General features: G+C 64.0%; 17 protein-coding genes. 10 read left to right on the top strand and 7 right to left on the bottom strand.

The window, feature by feature from the left end:
* Positions 1-10: 10 nt before the first annotated feature.
* Together H7F51_RS07560 and H7F51_RS07555 are read left to right on the top strand one after the other, a co-directional pair.
* Positions 11-595, top strand: a complete 585-nt coding sequence (locus tag H7F51_RS07560; RefSeq protein ID WP_185663639.1) for an SOS response-associated peptidase family protein — start codon at positions 11-13, stop codon at positions 593-595.
* A gap of 146 nt (positions 596-741) precedes the next feature.
* Positions 742-1,443 carry an FCD domain-containing protein gene (locus H7F51_RS07555; protein ID WP_185663638.1) on the top strand — a complete coding sequence of 234 codons (702 nt, stop codon included), beginning with the start codon at positions 742-744 and terminating at the stop codon, positions 1,441-1,443.
* A 24-nt stretch (positions 1,444-1,467) separates the two neighbouring features.
* Here H7F51_RS07555 and H7F51_RS07550 read toward each other — a convergent pair whose 3' ends face one another.
* Positions 1,468-3,504 carry a TonB-dependent receptor gene (locus H7F51_RS07550; RefSeq protein ID WP_425491013.1) on the bottom strand — a complete coding sequence of 679 codons (2,037 nt, stop codon included), beginning with the start codon at positions 3,502-3,504 and terminating at the stop codon, positions 1,468-1,470.
* A 181-nt stretch (positions 3,505-3,685) separates the two neighbouring features.
* On the opposite strand from H7F51_RS07550, the gene H7F51_RS07545 reads away from it, so the two are divergent.
* Entirely contained in the window at positions 3,686-4,930 is a 1,245-nt protein-coding gene (locus tag H7F51_RS07545; protein ID WP_185663636.1) for a hypothetical protein, read from the top strand.
* Positions 4,931-5,096: 166 nt separating this feature from the next.
* Here the strand turns inward: H7F51_RS07545 and H7F51_RS07540 are convergent, their stop codons facing one another.
* Entirely contained in the window at positions 5,097-6,320 is a 1,224-nt protein-coding gene (locus H7F51_RS07540) for an MFS transporter (RefSeq protein WP_185663635.1), read from the bottom strand.
* 104 nt (positions 6,321-6,424) lie between these two features.
* Between H7F51_RS07540 and H7F51_RS07535 the strand changes: the two genes are divergently transcribed.
* From H7F51_RS07535 to H7F51_RS07515, 5 genes are all read left to right on the top strand, one after another.
* Positions 6,425-8,113, top strand: coding sequence for a bifunctional protein-serine/threonine kinase/phosphatase (locus H7F51_RS07535; protein ID WP_343061244.1), 1,689 nt, complete (start codon positions 6,425-6,427; stop codon positions 8,111-8,113).
* A gap of 621 nt (positions 8,114-8,734) precedes the next feature.
* Positions 8,735-9,790 carry a lactonase family protein gene (locus tag H7F51_RS07530; protein ID WP_185663633.1) on the top strand — a complete coding sequence of 352 codons (1,056 nt, stop codon included), beginning with the start codon at positions 8,735-8,737 and terminating at the stop codon, positions 9,788-9,790.
* Between the two features lie 119 nt (positions 9,791-9,909).
* Positions 9,910-11,178: a lactonase family protein gene (locus tag H7F51_RS07525; protein WP_185663632.1), complete on the top strand. Its 1,269-nt coding sequence runs from the start codon at positions 9,910-9,912 to the stop codon at positions 11,176-11,178.
* Between the two features lie 14 nt (positions 11,179-11,192).
* Positions 11,193-12,020 carry an NADPH-dependent oxidoreductase gene (locus H7F51_RS07520; RefSeq protein ID WP_185663631.1) on the top strand — a complete coding sequence of 276 codons (828 nt, stop codon included), beginning with the start codon at positions 11,193-11,195 and terminating at the stop codon, positions 12,018-12,020.
* 96 nt (positions 12,021-12,116) lie between these two features.
* Positions 12,117-13,412, top strand: coding sequence for an MFS transporter (locus tag H7F51_RS07515; RefSeq protein WP_185663630.1), 1,296 nt, complete (start codon positions 12,117-12,119; stop codon positions 13,410-13,412).
* A 100-nt stretch (positions 13,413-13,512) separates the two neighbouring features.
* Here H7F51_RS07515 and H7F51_RS07510 read toward each other — a convergent pair whose 3' ends face one another.
* The 5 genes from H7F51_RS07510 to H7F51_RS07490 form a co-directional block, all read right to left on the bottom strand.
* A complete protein-coding gene (locus H7F51_RS07510) occupies positions 13,513-14,433 on the bottom strand; it encodes a LysR family transcriptional regulator (RefSeq protein WP_221774052.1) in 921 nt (306 codons plus the stop codon).
* Positions 14,434-14,684: 251 nt separating this feature from the next.
* Entirely contained in the window at positions 14,685-16,409 is a 1,725-nt protein-coding gene (locus H7F51_RS07505) for a carboxylesterase/lipase family protein (RefSeq protein ID WP_185663629.1), read from the bottom strand.
* Entirely contained in the window at positions 16,361-17,566 is a 1,206-nt protein-coding gene (locus H7F51_RS07500) for a PepSY-associated TM helix domain-containing protein (RefSeq protein ID WP_185663628.1), read from the bottom strand. Before H7F51_RS07500 ends, H7F51_RS07505 begins: the two co-directional genes overlap by 49 nt.
* Positions 17,567-17,715: 149 nt before the next feature.
* On the bottom strand, positions 17,716-20,703 hold the full coding sequence (locus tag H7F51_RS07495) for a TonB-dependent receptor domain-containing protein (RefSeq protein WP_185663627.1): 2,988 nt from the start codon (positions 20,701-20,703) through the stop codon (positions 17,716-17,718).
* Positions 20,704-21,061: 358 nt separating this feature from the next.
* On the bottom strand, positions 21,062-22,090 hold the full coding sequence (locus H7F51_RS07490; protein ID WP_185663626.1) for a LacI family DNA-binding transcriptional regulator: 1,029 nt from the start codon (positions 22,088-22,090) through the stop codon (positions 21,062-21,064).
* A 263-nt stretch (positions 22,091-22,353) separates the two neighbouring features.
* On the opposite strand from H7F51_RS07490, the gene hisD reads away from it, so the two are divergent.
* Positions 22,354-23,685 carry a histidinol dehydrogenase gene (gene hisD, locus H7F51_RS07485; RefSeq protein ID WP_185663625.1) on the top strand — a complete coding sequence of 444 codons (1,332 nt, stop codon included), beginning with the start codon at positions 22,354-22,356 and terminating at the stop codon, positions 23,683-23,685.
* The gene (locus H7F51_RS07480; protein ID WP_185663624.1) at positions 23,682-24,449 is read left to right on the top strand and encodes an SDR family NAD(P)-dependent oxidoreductase; all 768 of its coding nucleotides are present in this window, start codon (positions 23,682-23,684) and stop codon (positions 24,447-24,449) included. The genes hisD and H7F51_RS07480 overlap by 4 nt, the downstream gene beginning before the upstream one ends.
* Positions 24,450-24,471: the final 22 nt, after the last annotated feature.

The raw sequence follows: 24,471 nt of genomic DNA, 5'->3' as shown, positions 1-24,471 counted from the left end.
GGCTGACCACGTGAACTTCTACCGCCTCGATGCCCGGGCTGACCAGATCGCCAGCGCGCTCGGCGCCGATACGAATGGCGACGTGTGGGGCGGAGGCGATGTGGCGCCGGGCCAGTACGCGCCTGTGGTCATCCGCGGGCAGGACGGGGTGCGGCGGATGGTGCCGCGCCAGTGGGGCGTGCCGCCACCGCCGCGCGGAGAGCATGTGGTCACTGCCGTACGAAACCTTGCCAGCCCGTTCTGGATCGGCACGCTCAGGCACACGCAATTTCGCTGCCTTGTCCCGGTGACACGCTATCTGGAAGGCGGGAGCAGGCCGGGCGCCGGGGCGCCTCGCTGGTTCTCGCTACCCTCTGCCCCGATTTTCGCCTTTGCCGGAATCTGGCGCGATTCCGAAGTGGCGAGCTTTGCCGTCCTGACCACAGAGGCAAATGGGCCGGCCGCCCGAAACCGGCCCGGAACAATGCCGGTCATCCTGCACCCGGAAGACTATGGGCTCTGGCTCTCGGGCGACTGGAAACTGGCGCGGCGCCTTGCGGCGCCCTTCCCCTCACAGTTGATGCACTGCGAACCTGGTCGGCCCACCGCACTCTGACAGGCGGCAAGAGGGATTTCGGCCTTGATGGATTGTCTTGATTTTTTGGACAATCGGCGTGATTTCTGTTCCTTGAGGCGGCGTGCAGGACTAGATTGAACCTAGGGAATTCCCCGCATCCCTGACCATCGAAGGAGGAACCTTGAGTGACCGCCGCGACGTTGACGCAGAACAGGCGAAAGCAAGTCGGCCATGACGAAGTCGTGAAGGCGATCACCGAAAGCATCCTGCGCGGCCGCCTCGTTCCCGGGCAACGGCTGGTGGAAGCTGAATTGTGCGAATTGCTTCACGCGAGCCGCGGCACGATCCGCACCGCACTCAGGGAACTCGACCGGGACGGACTGGTCGTGCTCATCCCCAACAAGGGGGCGCGGGTGCGGGTCGTCGAGCTGGCGGAAGCGCTGCAGATCCTCGAGGTGCGCATGGCCATCGAAAGCCTCTGCGTCGGCCGCGCCGCTGAACGGATCACGGGCGCGCAAACCCGGCGCATGCTCCAGTTGGCTCGAAACCTCGAGCAGCGGGCCGAGGAAGGCGATGCCGTCGGATACGCGGAAACGACGCGGGCCGTATTCGAGCACTACACCGCCATTGCCGAACTTCCGGTTGCCGCCGACGAACTGAACCGTCTGCGCGCGCGCAATGCCCGGCATCGCTTCCGGCAGACCTACCGGCCAGGCAGGGCCAAGGTATCCCTGCCATATTGGCTCGCGATCATCGACGCGATCTGCGCGCGCAACCCGGAGGGCGCGCGCAAGGCGCTGCAGCGCCTTGCGAAAAACATCGAGCAGGCGATGATGGACATGGCCAGCGACGACAAGCCGTTCTCGGTCATTTATCCCGGCGCCTGACGCACGCAACGAACGGGATGCGGGCTAGAGGTTTACCCGGAAGCCGACCCGCAGGGTGCGCGGCTCGACCACGCGGCTGAGGCGGCCCTCGGTGGGCTCGGCGTCGATCGCCGGAAGATAGGCTGTGTACCAGTAGGTCATGTCCTTGTCCCGGCTGTCGAACAGGTTGAGCACCTCGGCGAAGGCCTCGAAGCGGCCCAACTTGCGCGCCCCCCGCAGGTTGACCACGTTGGAGCCCTTGTCGCGCTGCGAATTGTCCTCGATCAGCGGATAGGGCCCGAGGTGGCGCAGCCGCACGCTGCCCTCCCAGGCGTCCTTGACCAACGAGATGCCCGCCGCGGCGGCGTTTTCGAACGAATTGGGAATATAGTCGCCGTTGTCGTATCGGGCGTGGCTGGCGGTGTAGTTGGCGTCGATCGCCAGCCAGTCGAACGGCCGCCAGAATGCCACCAGCTCGTAACCGTGGCGGCGGCTGGCCCCGGTCGGCTCAACCGCGTTGGTATCGCCGACGAACTTGAGCTCGCTGCCCAGGTTCAGCCACCAGTAAGTGGCGGTGAGGCTGAACTTGCCGAACTGGAAGCGGGCGCCCAGTTCCTTGCCCGTGCCCGCGACCAGCGCGGGGACCGGCGTCGCCGTGACCGTGCCTCGCACATCGTTGGAGTGGAAACCGCGACCCCAGTTCGCGTAGAGCTCGATGTTGTCGTTGACCTGATAAGCCGCCTGAATCTTGGGCGACACGAGGCCCTTGCTGCCGCTCCCCGTCCCGATGCTCGCCGCTTCGGCATCGAGCGCGCGGACCGAGTAATGATACCAGTCGCCGCGCAGGCCACCGATCAGGCGCAGCCCCTCGACCGGACGCACGACAACCTGTGTGTAGCCGGCAAGAGAGCTTTCATCGACCGAATAGAGCCCGAACGAATTGACGAACCGGCGCGCGTCGGTGTGGACCACGCCGACCTTGCCGATCGAGTCGAAGCGGTTCTCCGTGCCCACGCTCACCTCGACCTTGTCGCCCAGCGCCCAGGTCTTCTCGCCATTGAGGCCGAAGGTCCAGCGCCGGTCGAACTGGTGGATCTGCGCGCTCTGCCCGGCATCGTCGTGGTACTCGGGGTTCGAATACATGTCCCAGTTGTAGTACTGGGCATAGGCATTGGCCCGCCAGTCAGCGCCGGACAGCTTCGCATTCGAGACGATGCGGGTGGTCTGGCCGGTCGCGGTCGGATCAGGCGAACAGAACACGTCGGCGCAGATTGCGGTGCCGATGGCGCGTTCGGGGATCTGCTCGGTCGGCCGCCACGTGCCGCGATAGCCATGGACGGTCAGTTCGAGTTCGCCGAGCGACGTTTGCCGTTCGTACTTGGCAAGACCGGCATAGTGGCGCAGGTGCTCGGGCTCCTGCCACGGACCGTCGTAGACGCGGAATTCGCCGACCATGGTCAGCTTGCCGCCGGACTTGTCCTCAATCGTGCCCCCAGCCGCGACCCGGCGGTGACCGTAGGAGCCGCCTTCGAGCGATATCCACGGCCGGTCGAACTTGTCGAGCGTGGTCATGTAGGCGGCGCCGGCCATCGAGAAGTCACCGCCGTCGGCGCGATAGGGGCCCTTGCGGAAGTCTTCGCGGGCGACGACCTCGGGGATCAGGCCGTTGAGATCGAGATAGCCCTGCCCGTGACCGTGCGTGCGGAAGTTCATCGGCACCCCGTCGATATAGGTCGAGAAGTCCGACCCGTGATCGAGGTTGAAGCCGCGCAGGAAGTACTGGTTGGCCTTGCCGCTCCCCGAGTGCTGGGCGGCGACCATGCCTGGAACCGCTTCCAGCAGTTCGGCGGTACGCAGCAGCGGACGGACCAGCAGGTCGGCCCCCGAAATCGTGCCTTCGCTCGCTGCCTGGGCGACGCCGATCTTCAACTCGCCGCGCCCGAAGACCACGATCGCGTCCGCGGCGGGCGCGGCGTCGCTTTCGGCCGCTGCGCCCGGCGCGCTATCCTGCGCCGCTGCCGGTGCGGGGGCCAGCAGCGTTCCCGCCAGCAACAACGCGGCGCAATGAGGCAAACCCTTCACGGTACTTTCCCCTGAATTTCCATGGTCGTGATGATGCGCGCCGCATGCACCGCGGCGGTCGGCCTGGGCTGTCCCGTGGGCGGGACGTGTGGCGAACAGCCGATCAAAATGCATGTAAATTACGGTTTGCCATTACGTTCATTAACGCGGAATACGGCGCCTTCAGGCGGCCGGGGGTTTGATGACGGTGACGAACGAGACGGACATTGCGGCCCTCAGGGCGGCGATCGCCGTGGCCCGCGCCGATGCTGGCCTCGGCCGGTCCGGCCACGTTCGCAGGCTGTTCGAATACCTGGCGCAATGCTCGCTCGAGCGCCGCTCGCCCAAGGAATCCGAGGTGGCGATCGAAGTCTTCGGACGACCGGCCGACTTCGATCCCTCACGCGATGCCACCGCGCGGGTCTATGTCCACAAGTTGCGCCAACGGCTGGAACGGATCGGTGATGCCGCGGGCGAAGGCTTGACCATTCCCCGCGGCACCTATCGGCTTGAGCTGCGCACGGCCGAACCCGCCCCTGCCCCGACCACCGCCCGGCGCCTGCCACTTGCCGCCATGGCGGCAGCGCTGGTGATCGTCGCCGTGGGCTCGGCCGCGGCTGCCCTGTGGCTGCGCCCCCTGGACGCGGCGGCGAGCGCGTCGACCAGCCCTGTCTGGCAGAGACTGCTCGACAATGGGAAGCCGACCATCGTGGCGGTTGGCGACTACTATATCTTCGCGGATATGGGCGCGCCGGATGGCGGACCGCGGCTCGTGCGCGAATATACGGTCAATTCCGCGGCCGATCTCGCCCGGTTCCGCCGCGACAATCCGCGCCGCGCGGCCGGATACGAAGATCTCGACCTGAGCTATCTGCCGGTAGGGGCCGCCGGCGCGCTGATGAACATCGCCAGGATCACCCGCCGCCCTGACCTGGTCAAAGTGCTCCCCGCCTCCAGCCTGACCCCGACCATGATCCGCGACAGCAACGTCGTCTATATCGGGTTCCTCAGCGGCCTCGGCGTGCTGCGCGATCCCACCTTCGGCGGCTCGCGTTATCGGATCGGGGCAACCTACGACGACATCATCGATACGGCGACGGGCAAGCACTACGAGAGCGGGGGCGGCCAGCCTGACCGGCACGACGACATGTATCCCGACTATGGCTATTTGGCGACATTCGCCGGGCCGAGCGGCAACCGCATCGTGATCATCGCAGGAACCCGCGACGCAGCGCTCGCGCAGATGGGCGAGACAGCGGCCAATCCGGCCATGCTCGACCGGATTGCGGCCCGTGGCGGCCAGGCGCTGGCGGCAGAAGCCCTGTTTGGGGTCAACAGCCTGGGCGAGATCAACATCGAGAGCCATCTGATCGATGCCAGCCCGCTGGCCCCCTCGCGCATCTGGCGCGGCGGCGAGCGTGGCAGCGTGACCTTCCCGGCCGGATAGGAAAACCGCTCCGCGCCGCCGCGAGCAGCAGAACGGAAAAAGAGGAACGACGCCTTGAGCCCTTGGCGGACGGGCTGGCGTCTCCGCCCCCCCAGACGAGTCCGGCGTCACCGGGCCATAGCGGCCCCGTGACGCCGGGCGTTCGCCGGACTGGCGCGTCTGACGATCAGATACGCACCCCCTGGATCGCGGCGCCCCAGGTCGTGCGCCAGCGCTTCTTGACCGAGGTCAGGCCGGCAAGGGCAACCAGCGCCAGCGCGGCGAAGACCAGGAACCCCGACGAGGCGCTGCCCGTCCATTGCTTGGCGAGACCCAGCGACGATGCCAGGTAGAACCCGCCGACACCGCCGCCAAAGCCGACCAGGCCGGTCATGACGCCGATCTGGTGGCGGAAGCGCTGCGGGACCAGCTGGAACACCGCGCCATTGCCGATGCCGAGCGTCGCCATGACGGCGAAGAACAGCGGGAACATCACGGCAAAGGCGGTCGGTGCGAAGGCAATCGCCACCAACAGCACGGCCGCGACCATATAGACGATCGACAGCGTGCGGATGCCGCCGATCCGGTCAGCCGTCGCCCCGCCAAACGGACGGACGAGCGACCCGGCAAAGACGCAGGCGGCCGTGGCATAGCCCGCGTAGACCGGGGTCATCCCCAGTTCGCCGGTGAACCACAGCGGGAGCGAGGCGCCGAGGCCGACGAAACCGCCGAAGGTCACGCCGTAGAACAGCATGAACCACCAGGCATCGCCCTCGCCCAGCATCTTGAAGTAGGCGGCGACATATTCGTCCATGGACTTCGCCGGAGGCTGGTCGGGGCTGTCCTTGACCAGCGCCATATAGGCAACGAACACGATTGCGAGCGGGATCAGCGCAAGGCCCAGCACGTTGTTCCACCCGAACACCTTGGCCAGCATCGGCGCGAAGACGGCGGCAAAGACCGTGCCCGAATTGCCCATGCCGGCAATGCCCATCGCCTTGCCCTGGTGTTCCGGCGGATACCAGCGCGAGGCGAGCGGCAGCGCGACCGCGAAGGCCGCACCGGCAAAGCCGAGAACCACGCCGACCGCAATGGTGCCGTGCAGGGTGTTCACCCCGAAGAACCATGCCGCGAACAGGCCGGCCATCACGATCAGCTGGCCGATCGCACCGGTGGTCTTCTGGCCGATCCGGTCAACGAGGAACCCGTTGACGAGACGCAGCACCGCGCCCGCCAGGGTGGGAACGGCTACGATGAAGCCCTTTTCGGCAGGGGTGAGGTTCAGTTCCTTGGCGATGATCGGCGCCAGCGGGCCGAGCATGTTCCAGACCATGAACGCGATGTCGAAATAGAGAAATGCCATGATCAATGTCGGCCGGTGGCCGGATTGCCAGAATGATTTCCCGCTCATGAGGTGTATTTCCTTTCGGTGGCGGAATTTGCTTGACGCAGGACAGTGCCCTTCGCTCCCCTCGTGCGTGCATATGCGATCACGCGATGGGAGGTTCGGGCGGAGTGAAACCTGAAGGACGTTTGCTGGTAGCCGGGGGCTACGCATCCGAGGCGGGCGTCCGTCCGGACAACCAGGATTTCGCCGGGTTCTACAGCGCAACCGAGCTTGAACGCATCCGCCACGGCATGATCGCGGCGGTGGCTGACGGCGTGGGCGGCGCCAAGGGCGGGCGCGTCGCCGCCGAACTGGCGGTTCGCGCGCTGATCGACGGGTTCTATTGCCAGCCCGACACGATCGGCGCGGCGGCGGCGGCTCATGCGGTGATGGGCGCGTTCAATCGCTGGCTTTGCGCGATGGGCCGCAGCGACGCGATGGAACATGCCGCCACAACCTTTACCGCCTGTGTTCTCAAGGGCCGCAAGGGCCATGTGCTGCACGTGGGCGATAGCCGCGCGTGGCATTTCCGTGACGGGCGCCTCACACAGTTGACCCAGGATCACACCCGGTCGCATCCCGACCAGCGCCATATCCTCTACCGCGCGCTGGGCATCGAGGAGCGCCTGCGGCTGGATCATCACCAGATCGCGCTGGCCGAACATGACCGCATCCTGCTGACCTCCGACGGCGTTCATGGCACCCTGTCGGGCCGGCGCCTCGAAAAGCTGATGGGAGCGCGCAATTCCGCCGACGCGGATGCGGCCGCGATCGTCGAGGCGGCGCTCGACGCCGGTAGCCAGGACAACGCCACGGCCGTCGTCCTCGACATTGTCACCCTGCCCGCCCTCGGCCATGACAGCCTTGCCGGCGACATCGACCGCCTGCCGATCCTTCCGCCGCCGGGCGAAGGCGAAAGCATCGACGGTTTTCGCCTCGACAGCCTGCTGTCCGACGGGCGCTATACCCGGCTGTTCCGGGCTACCGACACGGTCAACGGACAGGCCGTCGTCATCAAGTTTCCCAAGCCGTCGCTGCTCTCCGAGTCCGGGGCAAAGCTGGCCTTCACGCGGGAAATCCTCGTTGGCAGCCGAGTCGCCAGCCCGTTCGTGGGCGACGTGATCGCCGTGCCGCAGGAACGCCAGAGCCAGCTCTACGGGGTGCAGCCGTTTCACGAGGGGCAGACGCTCGAGCAAAGGCTTTCCAGCCCGATCAGCCTGGAGGAAGGCCTTAGCATCGCGATCCGCCTGACCCGCGCGGTCGCCGCATTGCACAAGCTCGATATCATCCACCGCGACATCAAGCCCGACAACGTGATTCTGACGCACGATGGCGGCCTGAAGCTGATCGATCTCGGCGTCGCGCGGCTGCCGCGCATCGACGAATTCGCGCAAAACGAGATTCCCGGCACGCCAAGCTACCTGGCACCCGAAATGTTCACCGGCAATCTCGGCGACGAGCAGACCGACCTCTTCGCGCTGGGGGTTACGTTCTGGCGCATCTTCACCAAGCGATACCCCTATGGCGAGGTCGAGGCGTTCAGCCGTCCACGCTTCCGCAAGGCGGAATTGCCCAGCATCTATCGACCCGAATTGCCGGCCTGGCTCGACTCGATGCTGACGCGCAGCGTTGCCATCGATCCCGATGAACGCTTTGGCGATGCCGTTGAACTGCTTCGCGCACTTGAAGGCGGGGCGGCTGTCGCGCGCGTAAACCAGCGCGTCGTGCCGCTGATCGAACGCGATCCAGCCCGCTTCTGGCAGCTGGTTTCGCTCGTCCTGTTCATTGCCTTGGTCTTTGCCCTGGTGACGCGGTAGGCCCTGGTCCGGCCACCGGCCGGCGCGCACGGCGCCATCGGGCGCGGCGATGCACACCCCGATTCGTCCGTTCTGCAAGCGCTCAATGCCCAATGCAATCGATCCAGTTGGCACCGCGCAAACGAAAAAAGCCGCCCAGCCCAAGAAGTTATCCCGGCTGTGCGGCTTCGTTGCCACGCGTTGCGATACATCAGAAGGTCTGGCGCTTCTGCGCCGGTAAACCCAAATTCCGGAAGACGCCCTTGCCGCCCGGGAGGGACTGAGATGTCGGAATTGGACGACTTTTTCAAGTTCAAATTCGGCAATGACCCGGCCCGCGGGCGCGCAGAGTGTGGCGGGCTTGCGACAAACCGAACGGCGGGTGTTGTCAGGTGCGATCCAAGTGGTGACGCCCTCAATGGCAACGCGCCATGAGCCGCCCCAACTCATCGCAGAATCTTATCATAGGGATCAAATAATATCGTTTTTAATAGCGAAGCGCGAATGCCAATAACCGCTTCGAGGCAGACCCGAAGATCTCTGGATGCGCGAGAGCGTCATATTTCGAGGCACGGCGTTGGCCAAGGAGGATGCAGGAATGGACGACTTGGCCGGTTCGCGCCACCGCACGGGAGCAGGCTGATGAGTGCGGGCCGATTCTACGTCTACGTGTCGGAACATGCCAGCAAGCAGATCAGCGTTCTGCAGCTCGATCCCGACAGCGGGGCGTTGACCCCGATCCAGCAAATTTCCGCCACTGGCAAGGTCATGCCAATGGCGATCAGCCCCGACCGGCGCTTCCTCTACGCTGCGCTGCGTAACCAGCCGTGGTCGTTTGCCACCTTTGCGATCGACGGCAGCAGCGGCCGATTGACTCACCTGGGCAATACCCTTGCGCACGAGTCCATGGTCAACATCGTCACTGACCGGACTGGCCGGTTTATGATCGCCGCCAACAATCCGAAACGCGAGCAGCGTACCGGAATTCTAACGGTTTTCGCCATCGGGCCTCAAGGTTTCGTCCAGGAAGGCTGCGACATGGTTCGCACGCCGCCGAAGCTGCATTCCGTCATCCCCGATCCGACCAACCGCTTCATCTTCGGTGCCAGTTGCGACGGCGACGCCATCGTCCGGCATCGCTTCGACGCGGTGACCGGCGCGCTCGACCTAGAACCGCTGTCGCCGATCATGGTCGAACCGGGTCGCGGCCCGCGGCATCTGCGGTTTCATCCGAGCGGCCGCTTCCTTTACGTCGTCAATGAGTACGACGCGTCGGTCTGCGCCTTCCGCTACCACCCGCAAAGCGGGATGCTGTCGGAGATTCAGATCGCTGACGCCAAGCCTGACGGCTTTGAGCCAGTTGACCAGCACAGCAAAGCTGGCGCCGGCGGTTCCGACCTGCATTGCACGCCGGACGGCAAATGGCTGTACGTTTCCGTCCGCGGTTCGCTGACGATCGCCGCATTTCGCGTCGACCCTGCGACCGGCCGGCTCACCAACGCCGGGCATTTTCCGGCACCAGCGGACCCGCGCGGGTTTGCCATAGACCCGTTCGGGCGCTTCCTGCTCGCCGCGGGCGACGTTTCCGGCAACCTCGTCGTCTATCGCATCGACGGCGCGAGCGGCGCGCTGGACCAACTCGCTGAATACAGCGTAGGCGACGGCCCGAACTGGGTCGAATGCGTGCGGCTTCCTTAGGTGGGACTGATGCACGAACTTCACCCGAGGATGGGCGTTCACGCCTGCGGCCCCATGTGCCGCCGCGAGACCGCAACGAACCAACACTCACCCACTCTCCTTGTCTACTGGAGCAATTGATGTCCTCGCCCACGCCCTCCAACAACGCGAGCAACCCGCGACGGGTCGCGATTTTCAATAGCGTAGGTAACGTCGTAACTCGCTGGGAGCTGGACGCCGAGAACGGCACGCTGGAGCGGCGCGCGTCGATCGCCATGCCGTCGGTCGTGCAATACGGCTGGCCTCACCCCTCCGGGCAGTACCTCTACGTGACCTCGACGGATTCCGAGCGCGGCAGCATGTCGATCACCGGCAGCGAGCACTATCTCCTCGCGCTCAAGCTCGACGATGACGGCGGGCTGTCTCTTCACGGGGAAGCACAGCGCCTGCGCCAGCGTGCGGTCCACAATTCGGTCGACGGCGAAGGGCGTTACGCGCTGACCTGCTATACCGCGCCCTCCCACGTCACGGTTCACCCGATCCGCGCCGATGGCACCTTGGGCCAGCAGATCGAGCAAGGTGACCAGCTCGACCTCGGCTTCTTCTGCCATCAGGTCTTGCCGACCCCGTCCAATCGCAGCGTGGTGATGGCGTTCCGCGGCCACAATCCCAGCCCGGACAAGCCAGACGGCATTCCCGGCTCGCTCAAGGTACTCGACTTCGCCGATGGCCAGTTGACCTCCAGGCAGGACGTTATGCCGTTCGGGAAAAAGGGCTATGGCTATGGCCCCCGGCACGTCGCGTTCCACCCCGCCAAGCCCTGGGTCTACGTGGTGGTTGAGCTGCAAAACGAGCTGCACATGCACCAGATGATCGACGATCGGCTCTCGCCCGAGCCGCTCTTCACGACGAGCCTGATCCAGGAGCCGGCGGTGCCGGGCATCGTGCAGATCGGCGGCGCCATTCACGTTCATCCGCGCGGGCACGTGGTCTATGCCAGCAATCGGGTCAGCGCCAAGACGAGCCCGATCGGCGCGTTCCCGTTCGACGCCGGCGAGAACAGCATCGCCGTCTTTGCGATCGACCAAGAGACCGGAGAGCCCAAGGCGATCCAGTTCGCCGATCCGCATGGCTTCCATGTTCGCTGCTTCACCATTGATCCCAGCGGGACCGTGCTGATCGCCGCGACGCTGGCGGCGATGTCCGTCGGAACCGACGACGACCGGCAGACCGTTCCGGCCGGCCTGTCCCTCTTCCGCATCGCCGACGACGGGCGCCTGACCTTCCTTCGCCGCTACGACATCGACCTTGAGCCGGGCGTTCAGCAAATGTGGGTCCGCGCGGTCGACCTCGACGCCGCGGTGCCATCTGAATCGCTTCCTCAAGTGCTCGCAGCATCAAATCCTTAAGAGTGGATATTCGCATGAGTGACTTCTCCCCACACACTTCGCCGCTCCACAAGCGCTACCGCCAGGATCGGGCGATGCCGGAAATCTGGAACGAGACGCTCGACATCATCCTGTCGCACCGTTCGGTCCGTGGTTACCTGCCCGATGCGCTCGATCCCGACGTCCTGCCGGCGCTGATCGCCGCCGCCTCTTCGGCGCCGACATCGTCCAATCTCCAGGCTTGGAGCATGATCGCCATCGAGGACCACGACCGCAAGGTTCGTCTCTCGAAGATCGCGCACAACCAGAAGCATGTCATCGACTGTCCCCTCTTCCTGGTGTGGCTGGTCGATCTCAACCGCTCACAGAAGATCGCCGAACTTCACGGCGAGCCGTCGGAAGGCCTTTCCTATTTCGAGACCTTCCTGGTGGGCGCGGTCGACACCGCACTCGCCGCGCAAAATGCAATGATCGCGGCGCAATCCATGGGCCTTGGGAGCATCTTCATCGGCGGAATGCGGAACGACCCGCTGGCGGTCTCGGCCGAGCTTGGGTTGCCGTCCAATGTTTTCGCCCTGTTCGGGCAGTGCATCGGCAAGCAGAACCCGGAGCGGCCGTCAGACGTGAAGCCGCGCCTCCCTCCCGAGGCCGTCGTTTTCAGCGAGCAGTATGGTTTCGACCAGGCCGCTTTGGATGCGGTACAGGATTACGACGCCCGCGCGCGCGAATTCCAGCGCGAGCAAGGCATGAAAGAGCAAGACTGGACCAAGCAGATCAGCAAGCGCGTCAACAGCGAGGAGTCGCTGGACGGGCGGCACACGATGCGCGAGGTTCTGATGCAGCTCGGCTTCGGCCTGAAATAACGGAGCGGCCATCGTCGCCGCTCATGCTATCAATATGAAAAGTCAAAGAAATATCTGCGTTACAACATTGTACCGCAATAATTGAGAGAGGCGTCGATGGCCAGTATTTCCGCCGAGAGCGTTGAAAAGCCCACCCAATCCGTAAAGCCGCTGTCAACGACGATCAGTTGGGCGATCCTGCTGCTTCTCGCGCTTGGCGTGATGATCAGCAACATCGACCGGTCGACCATGTCGTCCGCCATTGCTGCCAAGAGCTTCACGTCCTATTTCGCCCTGAGCAGCATCGGCAAGGGTTGGCTGAACTCGGCATTCTTCTGGTCGTACGGCCTGTTTCACCTGCTGTGCGGCTATCTGGTCGATCGCTACGGCGTCAAATGGCCCTATGCCGTATGCTTCGGGGTCTGGTGTCTCGCTACCGCGGCAAGCGGCTTGATGGATACCCTGGCCGGGCTTGTCGTCATGCGCCTGATCATCGGGGCCGCGGAATCCATGGCCATTCCCGCGAGCTTCCGCTGGGTGCGCAACAATTTCAGCGAGGAGCACAGCGGCGTCGCCACCGGCATCATCGCGGCAGGCAACAAGTTCGGTCCGGCGATCGGCGCGCCAGTGGCGATCTGGCTGATCGAGAACTACAGCTGGCGCGACATGTTCATCGCCTCGGGGGTTGTCGGCCTCGTCTGGCTGATCCCCTGGATCATGGCAGTGCGCAATGACTTTCCGGGCAAGGAAGCGCGCGCTGAGCAAAAGCGGGAGGCGTCATCGGTCCCCATTTCAAATCTGCTGGCGAGCCCGGTAGTGTGGGGCTCGATGGTCGTCATGTTCTGCTACAGCTATTTCACCTTCTTCTGCATGCAATGGATGCCCGACTATCTCCACAACCAGCGCGGCCTGTCGCTGGAGGATTCCGGCCTCTTCACGTTCTTCAGCTTTGCCGGCATTGCAACGGTTGCCATCCTGGCCGGCTGGGCCGCCGATCGATTGATCGCACGCGGCGCCAATGCGGTACGTACCCGCAAGGCATTCACCATTGCCGGATATGTTGGTGCCTCCACCATTCTGCTGGGTGCGCGCACAGAATCGCTCGATCTGGCGCTGTTCTGGAATATCTTCTCGTTGACATGCCTCGGCCTCACGACCGCAAATCAGGTTGCTTTGGTCCGGATTACGCTGATCCCGAAACCGGCAGTCGGGATGGTGACTGGCATGCAGCAGTTCGCCACCAGCTTCGCCGGCGGCGTGGCGGGCGCGCTGACTGGCTGGTTGCTGCAGATCAGCAACAACGACTACGATCTGCCGATGCTGACGATCTTCGCGTTCCTGGTTCTTGGCGCGACGACGACGCTGTTCGTCCTTCGTCCGGAATGGTCACCGAAAATTTCGGAAATGGCCTGACGGCATCAAGATTGGATGATCTGGGAGTGATCGTGCCCGCGCGGCATGATCACCCCTCAATTCCGAGGCATGATGATCAGGACAAAAATCAAGGCATCGATCACGTCTCTCTGGAGGTAATGCCCGCCTCCGGTCGAACCTCGGCAGACGTCAGCAGACAGTCGACAAGATAGTCCACCGCCGGCGAACGCGCGCCCTTGCGCCGTTGGATCAGCCCCACTTCGCGCACGAAATCGGGCCGGTTGAGCGAAATTGCACGCACACCCTGCGGGAGGGGGCGATGCGATTCAGCCAAGGAAATGATGGCGACGCCAAACCCGCTTTCGACCATCTTGATCATTGCGCTGCCGGGCATTTCAATCGTGTCGAGAACGTCAAAAGGCAGGCTCTGCAGAAAGCGATTGATCTGCCGCCCACCGAATGAAAGCCGATCCTGCCTCAGGAAGGGCTGCGTCTTGAGCAGTTCCTGCCAGTCATCCCCGGAGACCGACGCGGGGGCGATCAGCACATAGGGCTCACGCAACAACGAGTGCCAGAGAAGTTCGGGCGGGAAGTCGAACGGAGTTCGCACTATCGCGAAATCAAGCTCGCCCGCATCGACCTGACTCAGCAACTGGATCGAATGGTCGGTCGATACGTGAACGCGAAACTTCGGGTAACGCTCACGAAATTGGCCCAGGATCCCGCTCAGCAGCGGGATTTGCGATTGGATCGAGCCAATTCTGAGTGTCCCGGTCTCGTCGTCTGCGTCCGGAAGGGCATCGATCAAGGCGAGAATGACCTTGACGCGTTCCAGCGTATAGGCCCCGGTCACGGTCATCACCGCCGATCGCCCGGTACGATCGAACAGGCTGAAACCGAGCAGTTCTTCCAGTCGTTTTATCTGCCCACTTACCGCCGATTGCGTCAGGCCGATCTTTTCGCCCGCCGCAAGGAAAGTGCCGTGGCGCGCGACCGCGACGAAGGTCCTGAGTTCCGATATCATCGGCAAGATATTAGCGAGCGCGATGGATTGCTGCAATATTGCGCCAATTCCCCCGACGAATTTCTATCAATCCCGCGGCTCTATCGCGCGTGAAGGTTCAGGACGGATCGTCGTCCCGCGCCGCGCCCGATGCGCCGACGCTTCGATCGGCAGTGGCGCCGGTACAATCGTCATCGGCACCGATCGCCTCGGCCCGCCGGTCTGCCTGGAACTGTGGCTTGACCGGCGGCTGCGTCAATCGGCAATGGCGAATCCCGGACGCATCATGGCATGCCCGCCTTCCAGCCCTAGCGAGCCGGCTGGCTAGCGTAGAAGCGTTGCCAGAAATCGACCAGCTTGGGATCGGGGAACGGCATGGGGCCGAAGCGCCCACCAAGTTCCATGGTCTGCCGCACGTTGCCATCGTAGGCCCGCCATGCTGGCAAGCCAGGTCCATTGGGGTTGCCGGTTCGGGCGAAGTTGACCCAATAGGAAGACATCATGTCTGCGACGCGGCGATCCTCGGAATTCCAATCAGGAAGCGGATTGTTGAAGACATAGCGCACGTCGGCGCCATGATAGGCGCCCACCATGTCACGATCCGGCCCCGGCGGCGCCTTGGTGAACATGTAGACAAAGACCGGCTTCTTTCGATTGCCGGTGAATGAATGCGCCCACATCCACGGCGAGATCTGCGAGTTGTCGCGGATCGCGCGATTGGACGACTGGAAAGCCTCGCGCGGGTCGCCAGCCGGATAGTGACGCAGGAATTCGTCCTTCATCGGCCCATACTTTCGATCGACAAAAGCAAGGTAGTCCGGCAGCGGGCGCAAGGAGATGGTGTTGGCGGGCGGCTTGCCCTTTCCTGCCGCAACGAAATCGAAGGCCGTGTCCGGCGCCCCTCCATTCTCGTCACGGTTCTCGCCAGTCAGCGCCTCGACATCGGCGTGCGTTCCGGCGGCGTAGGTTTCGGTGAAATTGCGCGGCAAGACGTAGCCGTCGATGTTGAAGGCCCAGGGAATGAGGTTGAATGTCTTGGTGAAGCCCTCGTAGAGCTTCGGCCACGGCATCGCGCGCAGATCGGCGGTCGACTTGGCTCCGACGACCTCCATGAACTTTGTCCCTGCCGCCTCCGCTTCGGCGAGCGAGGGGATGTAGCGGGTGGCGTTGTCGAGCAGCACGGGATCGCGCGGGTAAAGTGCATGGCTCTGCGTGATCTGCCGCTTGAACAGGCCTTTCGTCATGGGCGTAAGGCTGAGGAAATTGACGATGCCCGCCCCGAAGGATTCGCCAAAGATGGTCACCCGCGCCGGATCACCGCCGAACGCGGCAATGTTGCGCTGCACCCACTTGAGCGCCGCGATGTTGTCCATCAGGCCGTAGTTGCCCGATGCGGCGTGGCCGCTCTCACGAGACAATTCGGGCGTCGCCAGCAGACCAAGCGGACCGCCGCGATAGTTGACGACGACGACGACGACACCTTTTTTGGCCAGCGCCGCCCCGTTGAAAATCGGATCCGAACTCGCCCCCGCCCCGCGCGTTCCGCCATGGAACCAGACCATCACCGGCCGGCGTTCCCGGCCGCTCGATGCCGCGGTCCAGACGTCGAGGTTGAGGCAATCCTCGTCGATCTTCATCCCGGCGATATTCTGCTTGAATACCTGCGGGCAGATCGGGCCGGGCCGCTCGGCCGAACGTGTCCCGCGCCAGCCCTTCACCGGCTGCGGTGGACGAAAGCGCATGGGGCCCACCGGCGCGGCGGCATAGGGCAGCCCCCAGAAGACCGACACCTGCGGTTCGCCGGCGGTCGTGCCGCGAACCGGTCCGCCTTCGATCCGCACGGGGCCAGTGATCGCAGCCATCGCGGAAGCGGGCACCATCAGTCCAAAGGTAAGCGGCAGCAACCCAATCAAGCGCTTCATTTTGTTGGCTCCCAGAATCGAAATGATCACTCTCCGACGAGCGCTCGAAGCGCCCGCCCGGCCTATTTCCAGATGAACGCGCCGCGCCCCGATTTGCGCCGTCGCCGCCATTCCTTGAGGTAGATCACCACGCCCGAAATCGACAGATAACAGACTGACAGGGCGGCCAGCGTGACCAGCCAGCGCCCGAGCATTCCCGCGGAATCGCCACGATGCAGGCGCTTGAGCACCTGATTGCCCTCCCACCCAGTCGGATAATAGGTATCGGGATAGCCCGGCTCGGACAGCGTCATCGGCGCGCCGGTCTTTGCGTTGTAGACCAGCTGGCTGGTATTCTTGTCCGCCGCAATGATCACTGCCTGGGCATAACCGGCGTAATAGCGCAGACGCAGGACCTTCATCGCGGTGCCCGGATGCCCTTGATTGAATGCGGCAAGGCTGACAGCAGTAAACGAAGCAATATCCGCATCCTGGATGGGCGATGAGACATCGGCCGTCTCGCCCGACTTTCCGGTCGACCCGGTCTTGATCTGAAGATTGATCAACTGGCCCACGTTGTTGGCGGAAAGGACTATTCCCGTTCCGATCAACCAGACGATCAGAACCCCCGCGCCGACCGAGATCCACCGGTGCAGCACCCGCCACCAACTGCCGCCTTTCCAGAACAGCGAGGCCCTGCCAATCTTCTTGCGCGCACGCCACAGCCGGTAAAAGTGGATCGATCCGGTCACGATCAGGAAGCCTATGGCAAGGCCTCCGACCAGGCCCAGTGCGATTGCCCAGGTGCCGGCGAACACGAAGCGATGGAGCTTCTTGAAGGTTTGGCGCGGAGACCCGAAATCCGATGTGATCGGCTTGAGTGGCAGGAAACGGTCGGGCAGCCGCATTCCGCTGGCAAGGTCGAAGATCAGGCGCTTATCGCCCATCTGCGCGTAACCGGCCACGGTGTCGCCGGCCATGCGCAATTCCACGGTCTTCATTGGAGCGCCCGGAACCGCCGCGCGCGCCAGATCGGCGGTCTTGCGCAAGGCGAGCTCGGGGTTGAGATCGGACGGCAGCGGCCGGGCCGTGTAGTCCGGCCACTGCAGCACGACGAAGTTGCCCGGGCCGGTGTGCCATTGGCGCATCTTCTGCATGTCGGGATCGGATGCCGGCGCATGCATCAGCAGGGCGCGCATGTCTGAAAGTTGGATGCCGGTGCCGGTCAGCACGACCCAGAGGATCAGGATCGAACCAAAAACCGCGCACATTCGGTGCCAACGCAGCATCTCAACCCTTTCCGCAAACCTGTCCGCTTAAGCAAGAGCCGCCGGCCCGACCTTGAACCCGGCCGGTGCCCCTGCGTGATCCCCTTCGCTTCGCCCATGCCGACGCGCACAGGAAAGTACGCGTCGGCATAGGCAAGCGACGGCGAAGATCAGAACTTCATGCGTACGCCGACGATGAAGTACCGGCCGATCCCGTCGTCCGAAGGATAGAACCCGACGCCGCCGGTTCCCGCGCCGCTCGCAAGAGCGCTCGTACCGGCGATCGGCACGTAGGTCGGCGGGGTCTTGTCGAACACGTTCTGCACGTTGAAGTAGAACTCGTAGTTCGGTTGCGGCTGGAACGAGATGTTCAGGTTCGAGAACGAGGCCGAAGCAACATCGAGCGAGCCCGGCGCGACCTGCGCCCCCAGCAGCGGATCGACGTTCTTGAGGCCACTGCGCCAACGGGTCGACCAGTCAAGGCGGATCTTGTCGGTCAGGTTGTAGCGGATCATCCCCTGCAGACGCAGCTTGGCGATCGAAACGCCGGCGGCGTCGGTCGGCGTCGAGGGCGGAGCTTCCGAACGCAGGGTCGGCTGCCACGAACCCAGGAAGCGCAGCGACAGGGGCTGCCCGGCCAGTTCGGTGGCATAGTTCATCTCGAGATCGAGCCCGTGCGTGCTCAGCTTCGCGATGTTGAGCGGCGATGCCGTGTACCACAGCGTCGCATTGTTGGCCGTCGAGGTGTTGGTGTAGCCCGACGGGCGCACCTGCAGCGAGCAGAACGGCGAAGAGCCACCGCTGTCGTAGCAGGCCTTCTGGACGGCCTGCGACCCGCCGTCGATCGTCGTGATCGCGTTATCGATCTTGATGTTGTAGTAATCAAGCGCGACGCTGAAATTGTGCGCGGGCTTGAGGACGATCCCGACCGTGGTGGTGCGGCTGTTCTCGGGCTTCAGGTTAGGATTGCCGCCAACCTGCTGGTTCGGGTTGTAACCGTTCTGACCCGCTATTGCGCCAGTCAGGAAATCGGTCACGGTCGCCAGGCCCTGGGTGCGGCCCGGCAGGTAAAGGTCGGCGAGATTAGGCGCCCGGAAATCCTTCGAATGCGTGGCCCGCAAGGTCAGCATGTCGTTGAACCGCCAGACGAGCCCCGCTTTCCAGGTCAGGGCATGGAACTTTGCAGTCTTGTAGGGTTCCAGATAGTTGACGCTGCCGGTCGATGAGTAGTCAGCATAGCGCACCGCACCGCTGAGGCGCACGTCGTCCGCGAAAGACTTGCCCGTGATAAGCGGGACATCGGCTTCGCCGGCGATTTCGGAAACCTTCTGCGACACCGGCGAACGACCGGCGGTACCATTCGGCCAGGTCGGCGCGGTGCCGATGTTGGTCGACGACGGCTGCACGCACGAGGTACGCGCCGGAAGCAGGCCGAGCGCGTTACAATCGAGCGCGACGACGTTGGCAACCGGGCCGTTGCTGACGAGCTCGTAGCCCAGCTTGCGGTATTCGGCCGAGACGGCAACGTTGACCGGGCCAGCCCAAGTGCTGAAGGGCGAACCATTGATGCTGCCCGAGAAATCCATCAGCGTGGTGGTGCCGATGTAGTCGGTCGGCTGCACGATGTAATCGTGCTGCGCCTTGGTCAGCGAAGTCGGACCAAAGGGGTTGATCGGAACGCAGCCGGGGAAGTTGGCCGTATACTGGGCCTGGGTGTTGACCCAGCAGGTCGGCACACCGTTGACCAGCACCGAATCGAGCGAGGCAAGCAGGCGCGCCGTGCTCCAGGTTTCGTTGGCGACGTTCTTCTGGGTCACCCGGCTGCCGACATAGGCGACTTCCCAGTTCCATCCGCCACCCAGCTTACCCTCGAGGCCAGCTGTGATGTAGCGGTTGGTGTTGGTCCAATCGATGTTGAACGGCGGGCTGCCGGCGACGTCGAAATACTTGCCGAGATTGAAGGTGGTGATCCCTGCGGTCTGCATGCCGGTGCGCATGAAATCGGGCAGGAAGGCGTTGTCCGAGCGAAGCTTGAAGCCATTGGTCGTGCCGGTGACAGCGCTCGCGCCGTTGGCCCGCTGGCTGTTCAGATCGGTGTGCTGGTTGATGCGGTTGTAATAACCCGACACGTAGAAGTGGAGGTTGTCGGTAAGGTCGTAATCGAACCGGGCAAAAGCCTGGAGCATCTTGAGCTGTGCGGCCAGGCTGACCTGCTGGCCGTTGTAGGCGCCGTTACCGCCGATCTGGTTGTTGCTGCCGGCGACGGCGGTGCCGCCAACGAACGGCGTGGCGATTCCATTCTGGGTAAAATCGTAGCGATTGAACGGATTGGCCGAGGTGCTGTTGATCAGGCCGCCAAAGGTCCCCAGTCCGTCACGCGCATCCTGCGAGATGAAATAGGGCACGCAGGCCACGCTCGACGAAAGGCAGCCATTGCCCTGCATTGACCACGGCGGGCCGCCCAGCTTCTGGATGTTTTCACGGTCGGTACGCTGGAGCCCCGCGTCATTGCGATACTGGACGCTGGCCATGAAGTGGCCGCGATCGCCCAGCAGATTGGTGCCGAAAGCCGCCCCGACATCGTAGATCGGCTCGTCCCCGCGCTGCGAAATACCGCTGCTGGCGGTCAGCTTGATACCAGTGAACTTGCGATCGAGGATGAAGTTGACCACACCGGTGATCGCGTCCGAACCATAGACTGCCGAAGACCCGCCGGTTTGCAGGTCCACGCGGCCCAGCAGCATCTCGGGAATCTGGTTAAGGTCGGTCGAACCGTCGAGATTCTGCGGCGGCACCCGCTTGCCGTCGAGCAGAACGAGGCTGCGCGTCGACCCCAGGCCGCGCAGATTGAGCGAGGCGATCGAGTTGTTGTTGCCGCCCTGGCCGGTGCGACCACCGACCTTGCCGCCGCCGCTGCCCGCGAACAGCGGCTGCTCAAGCAGCGCTTCGAACACGGTCGTGGGCTTGGATTGAGCAAGCGAGTCAGCAGAGATGATCGTTACCGGCGTCGGACTGTCGTTGCCGTTCTTGATCACGCGAGAGCCAGTGACGATGATCGCCTCGGAACCTTCATCGGCTTGAGAGGTCGCGGCGGATTTCGTGCCGTCGGTCGGCTCGCGCGCCGCTTCCTGTGCGTGAAGCGGTGAAACTGCGAACAAACTCACGCCAGCGAGCAGCGTAGCAAACCTATGCGTCATGTCAGGGCCCTCTTCCCAGCACCGTTGTTCAGCAACGGCTGGATTGTAGTTTGGTTATTGCGCTGGGTGTAATCATTGCCAGGAATGATAAAAAGCGATATTTCCTGATTCCAAGCATCATCATGCGTGATGATTATCAGATCCATGCCCGGAGAACTTGCCCGCACGACGACGACGACATCCGGGACCTGCTCTCCGTCCAATTGGGTCGCGCGGGGTTTACAACGATCGGGGCCGCGACTGCCCGCGCCTCAATCCTGGCTCGATGGCTGGCAGCACCGGTCGCGGCGGGCCCTGCCCGGCCCTGCCGTTCGTCGCATCACGCGGCCGGATAAATGGGAAGCCTGACTGGCCGGGTGCTGCCCCGGACCCGCATCGCGCCTTGAACGACCACGCGTTCGTGGTGCGTGGCATCGCCGCGAAGCGCGCAGACAATTCTCACGGTATTGCGGACCATGTCCGGTGTAGCCTGGGCATAGGTCGTGAGCGAGAAGGCAGGCCACGATGACATGGGCACGTCGTCGTAACCGGCGATCGAGATCTCGCGGCCCACTTCGAGGCCGAATTCATGCCGGGCCACGTTGATCGCGGCGATCGCCATCAGGTCGTTGGCGCAAAAGATCGCGTCGGGCCGTTCCTTGCTCGCCAGCAGGCGCCGGGTCGCCGCCGCGGTCTCGGCCATGTCGAAATTGCCCCGTTCAAGGCGAGGCTCTGTTAGCCCGGCCGCGCGGATCGCGGCGAAGAAGGCGCTTTCCCGCTCGATATTGGTCGATGCCCCCTCGGCCCCCGCGATATAGGCCAGCCGTTCATGACCGCCGGCCAGCAGATGCGCAGCCATGGTGCGCGCGCCGAGCGCATTGTCGCCGGTCACGCTGGAGGCATCGTCGCGCAGGGTGGTCCGGTTATAGAGCACGATCGGCACCTGTGCTTTGCCGCATTCTTCCGCGAGCCGCGAAGTCAGGCTGACCGAGAGCAGGACCAGCGCATCGAGCCGATAGTTCAGGATCTCGCTGATCGACGGTTCTTCCGCCGTTACCGCGTGGGCGGGGAACAGGAGCAGCTTCAGTCCGATCTGGTCCAGCTCAGTCGAGAGCAATTGCAGGGTCTGGTTGAAGAAGGGATTGTTGAGGTCCCCCACGCCTACCCCGACGATGTTCGACTTTCCGCGGATCAGTGAACGGGCCAGCTGGTTGGGGTGATAGCCCAGTTCGGCGGCGGCGAGGATGATCCGCTCTTTCTTCTCCGCCGAAATGCTCGCGCCCGGGGTGAAGGCGCGTGACACGGCCGCCTGCGACACCCCCGCCAGCCGGGCGACATCGTTGACCGTGACGAATTGCCGATGCCTCATTTGCGCGATTCCGTTCCCGACTTTGCTTGCGCGATGAATATGCATTCAAACAGAATGAAATGCAATTCACTCCTCGCGAGTCATATTTTACCGTTATACATCATGTATTTATCTGCATTTTCCAAAAATATTTCCCATGGTTGATGCGAATTGAATGAAAAGGTATTCAGTGGACAGAATCGGGCGTTACGGTTCGAGCAGGCAGGCCGCGACGGCGGCTCGCCTCCCGCAGCCTGCGGGATGACATGGGAAAGGGTGTGCGAATGGCAATTTACCTCAAGCGCGGGGCCAGCGCGGAAGCGAAGGCGGATGCAGATCGCAAGGTTCGCGATATTGTCGAGGCGGCACTGGCCGACATCGAGAAGCGCGGCGACGCGGCGGTGCGCGAAATGTCGATCAAGTTCGATGGCTGGGACCGCGAGGACTACCGCCTGTCGCAGGCCGAGATCGACGCGGCGGTGGACAGCCTCTCGGCGCAAGAGCGCAAGGACATCGAGTTCGCCCAGGCCCAGGTGCGCAATTTCGCACAGATCCAGCGCGCCTCGATGAAGGACGTGGAGGTCGAGACCCTCCCCGGCGTCGTGCTCGGGCACAAGAACCTGCCGGTGAGCGCGGCGGGATGCTATGTCCCGGGCGGCAAGTATCCGCTGCTGGCCTCGGCCCACATGTCGGTCATCACCGCCAAGGTGGCGGGCGTTCCGCGCGTGATCACCTGCGCCCCGCCCTTCCAGGGCAAACCCGCCCGCGCGATCGTCGCGGCCCAGGCGCTCGCCGGGGCCGACGCGATCTACGCGCTCGGCGGCATCCAGGCGATCGGCGCCATGGCGCTCGGCACCGAGACGATCGACCCGGTCGACATGCTGGTCGGTCCGGGCAATGCCTTCGTCGCCGAGGCCAAGCGCCAGCTGTTCGGCCGCGTCGGGATCGACCTTTTCGCCGGCCCCACCGAGACCCTGATCATCGCCGACGAGATCGGTTGCGATCCCGAAATGGCGGCGACCGACATTCTCGGCCAGGTCGAGCACGGGCCGGACAGCCCGGGCGTCCTTCTCACCAACTCGGAGAAGTTCGCCCGCGCGACCATGACCGAAATCGAGCGCCTGCTGAAGATCCTGCCCACCGCCGACCATGCCCGCAAGGCGTGGGAGACCTTCGGCGAGGTGATCGTGGCCGAGAGCTACGACGAGATGGTCCGCATCGCCGACCAGCTCGCCAGCGAGCACGTCCAGGTGATGACCGCCGACCCCGACTACTTCCTGAACAACATGACCAATTACGGTGCCCTGTTCCTCGGCAACCGCACCAATGTCAGCTATGGCGACAAGGTGATCGGGACCAACCATACCCTGCCGACGAAGAAGGCGGCGCGCTATACCGGCGGGCTGTGGGTCGGCAAGTTCCTCAAGACCTGCACTTACCAGCGGGTCACCACCGACGAGGCCAGCGCACTGATCGGCGAATACTGCAGCCGTCTCTGCGCACTGGAAGGCTTTGCCGGGCACGGCGAGCAGGCCAATATCCGCGTGCGCCGCTTCGGCGGTCGCAACGTGCCCTATGCCGGTCAGGCCGAGCCGTCCGAGTTGACCCAGGCATGACGAGGCTGCCGCAGACCCCGTCGTTTCGCCTCGAGGGACGGCGGGCGCTGGTGACGGGCGCCGGGCGGGGCATCGGCCTCGCCTGCGCCGCGGCACTGGCCGAGGCCGGCGCCGTGGTCACCCTCGCCGCGCGCACGGCCAGCGAGATCGAGGAGGCCGCCGCCCAGATCCGGGCGGCCGGCTTCCTCGCCGATGCCGCCGTGCTCGACGTCTCCGACCTCGCGGCAGCCGAGCGGTTCTTCGCCGGGCGCGAGGCCTTCCACGTCCTGGTCAACAATGCCGGAACCAACCGGCCCAAGCCGATGTGGGAGGTGAGCGAGGCGGATTACGACGCCGTGCTCGACCTCAATCTCAAGAGCGCGTTCTTCGTCGCGCAGGCCTGCGTGAAGCGGATGATCGAGACCGGCACGCCGGGCAGCCTGATCCACATGGGCAGCCAGATGGGCCATGTCGGCGGGCAGAACCGCAGCCTCTACTGTGCCAGCAAATGGGCGTTGGAGGGCATGAACAAGAGCTTTGCGCTCGATCTTGCCCCGCACCGCATCCGCTCCAACACCATCGCGCCAACTTTCATAGAGACCCCGTTGACCGCGCCCATGTTCGAGGATGCAGCGTTCAAGGCCAGCGTCCTCCAGAAAATCAAGCTCGGCCGCATCGGTCAGGTCGAGGACCTGATGGGCGCCGTCCTGTTCCTGGCTTCCGAGGGATCCGCCCTGATGACCGGCACCAGCTTGGTCGTAGACGCCGGCTGGACCGCAGACTGAACATCGCCCTCACCCGCAGCAG

Source organism: Novosphingobium flavum (assembly GCF_014230315.1).
Lineage (GTDB): Bacteria > Pseudomonadota > Alphaproteobacteria > Sphingomonadales > Sphingomonadaceae > Novosphingobium > Novosphingobium flavum.
Note: the sequence above shows the minus strand (reverse complement) of the source record. Positions and strands in the feature narration are given on the sequence as shown.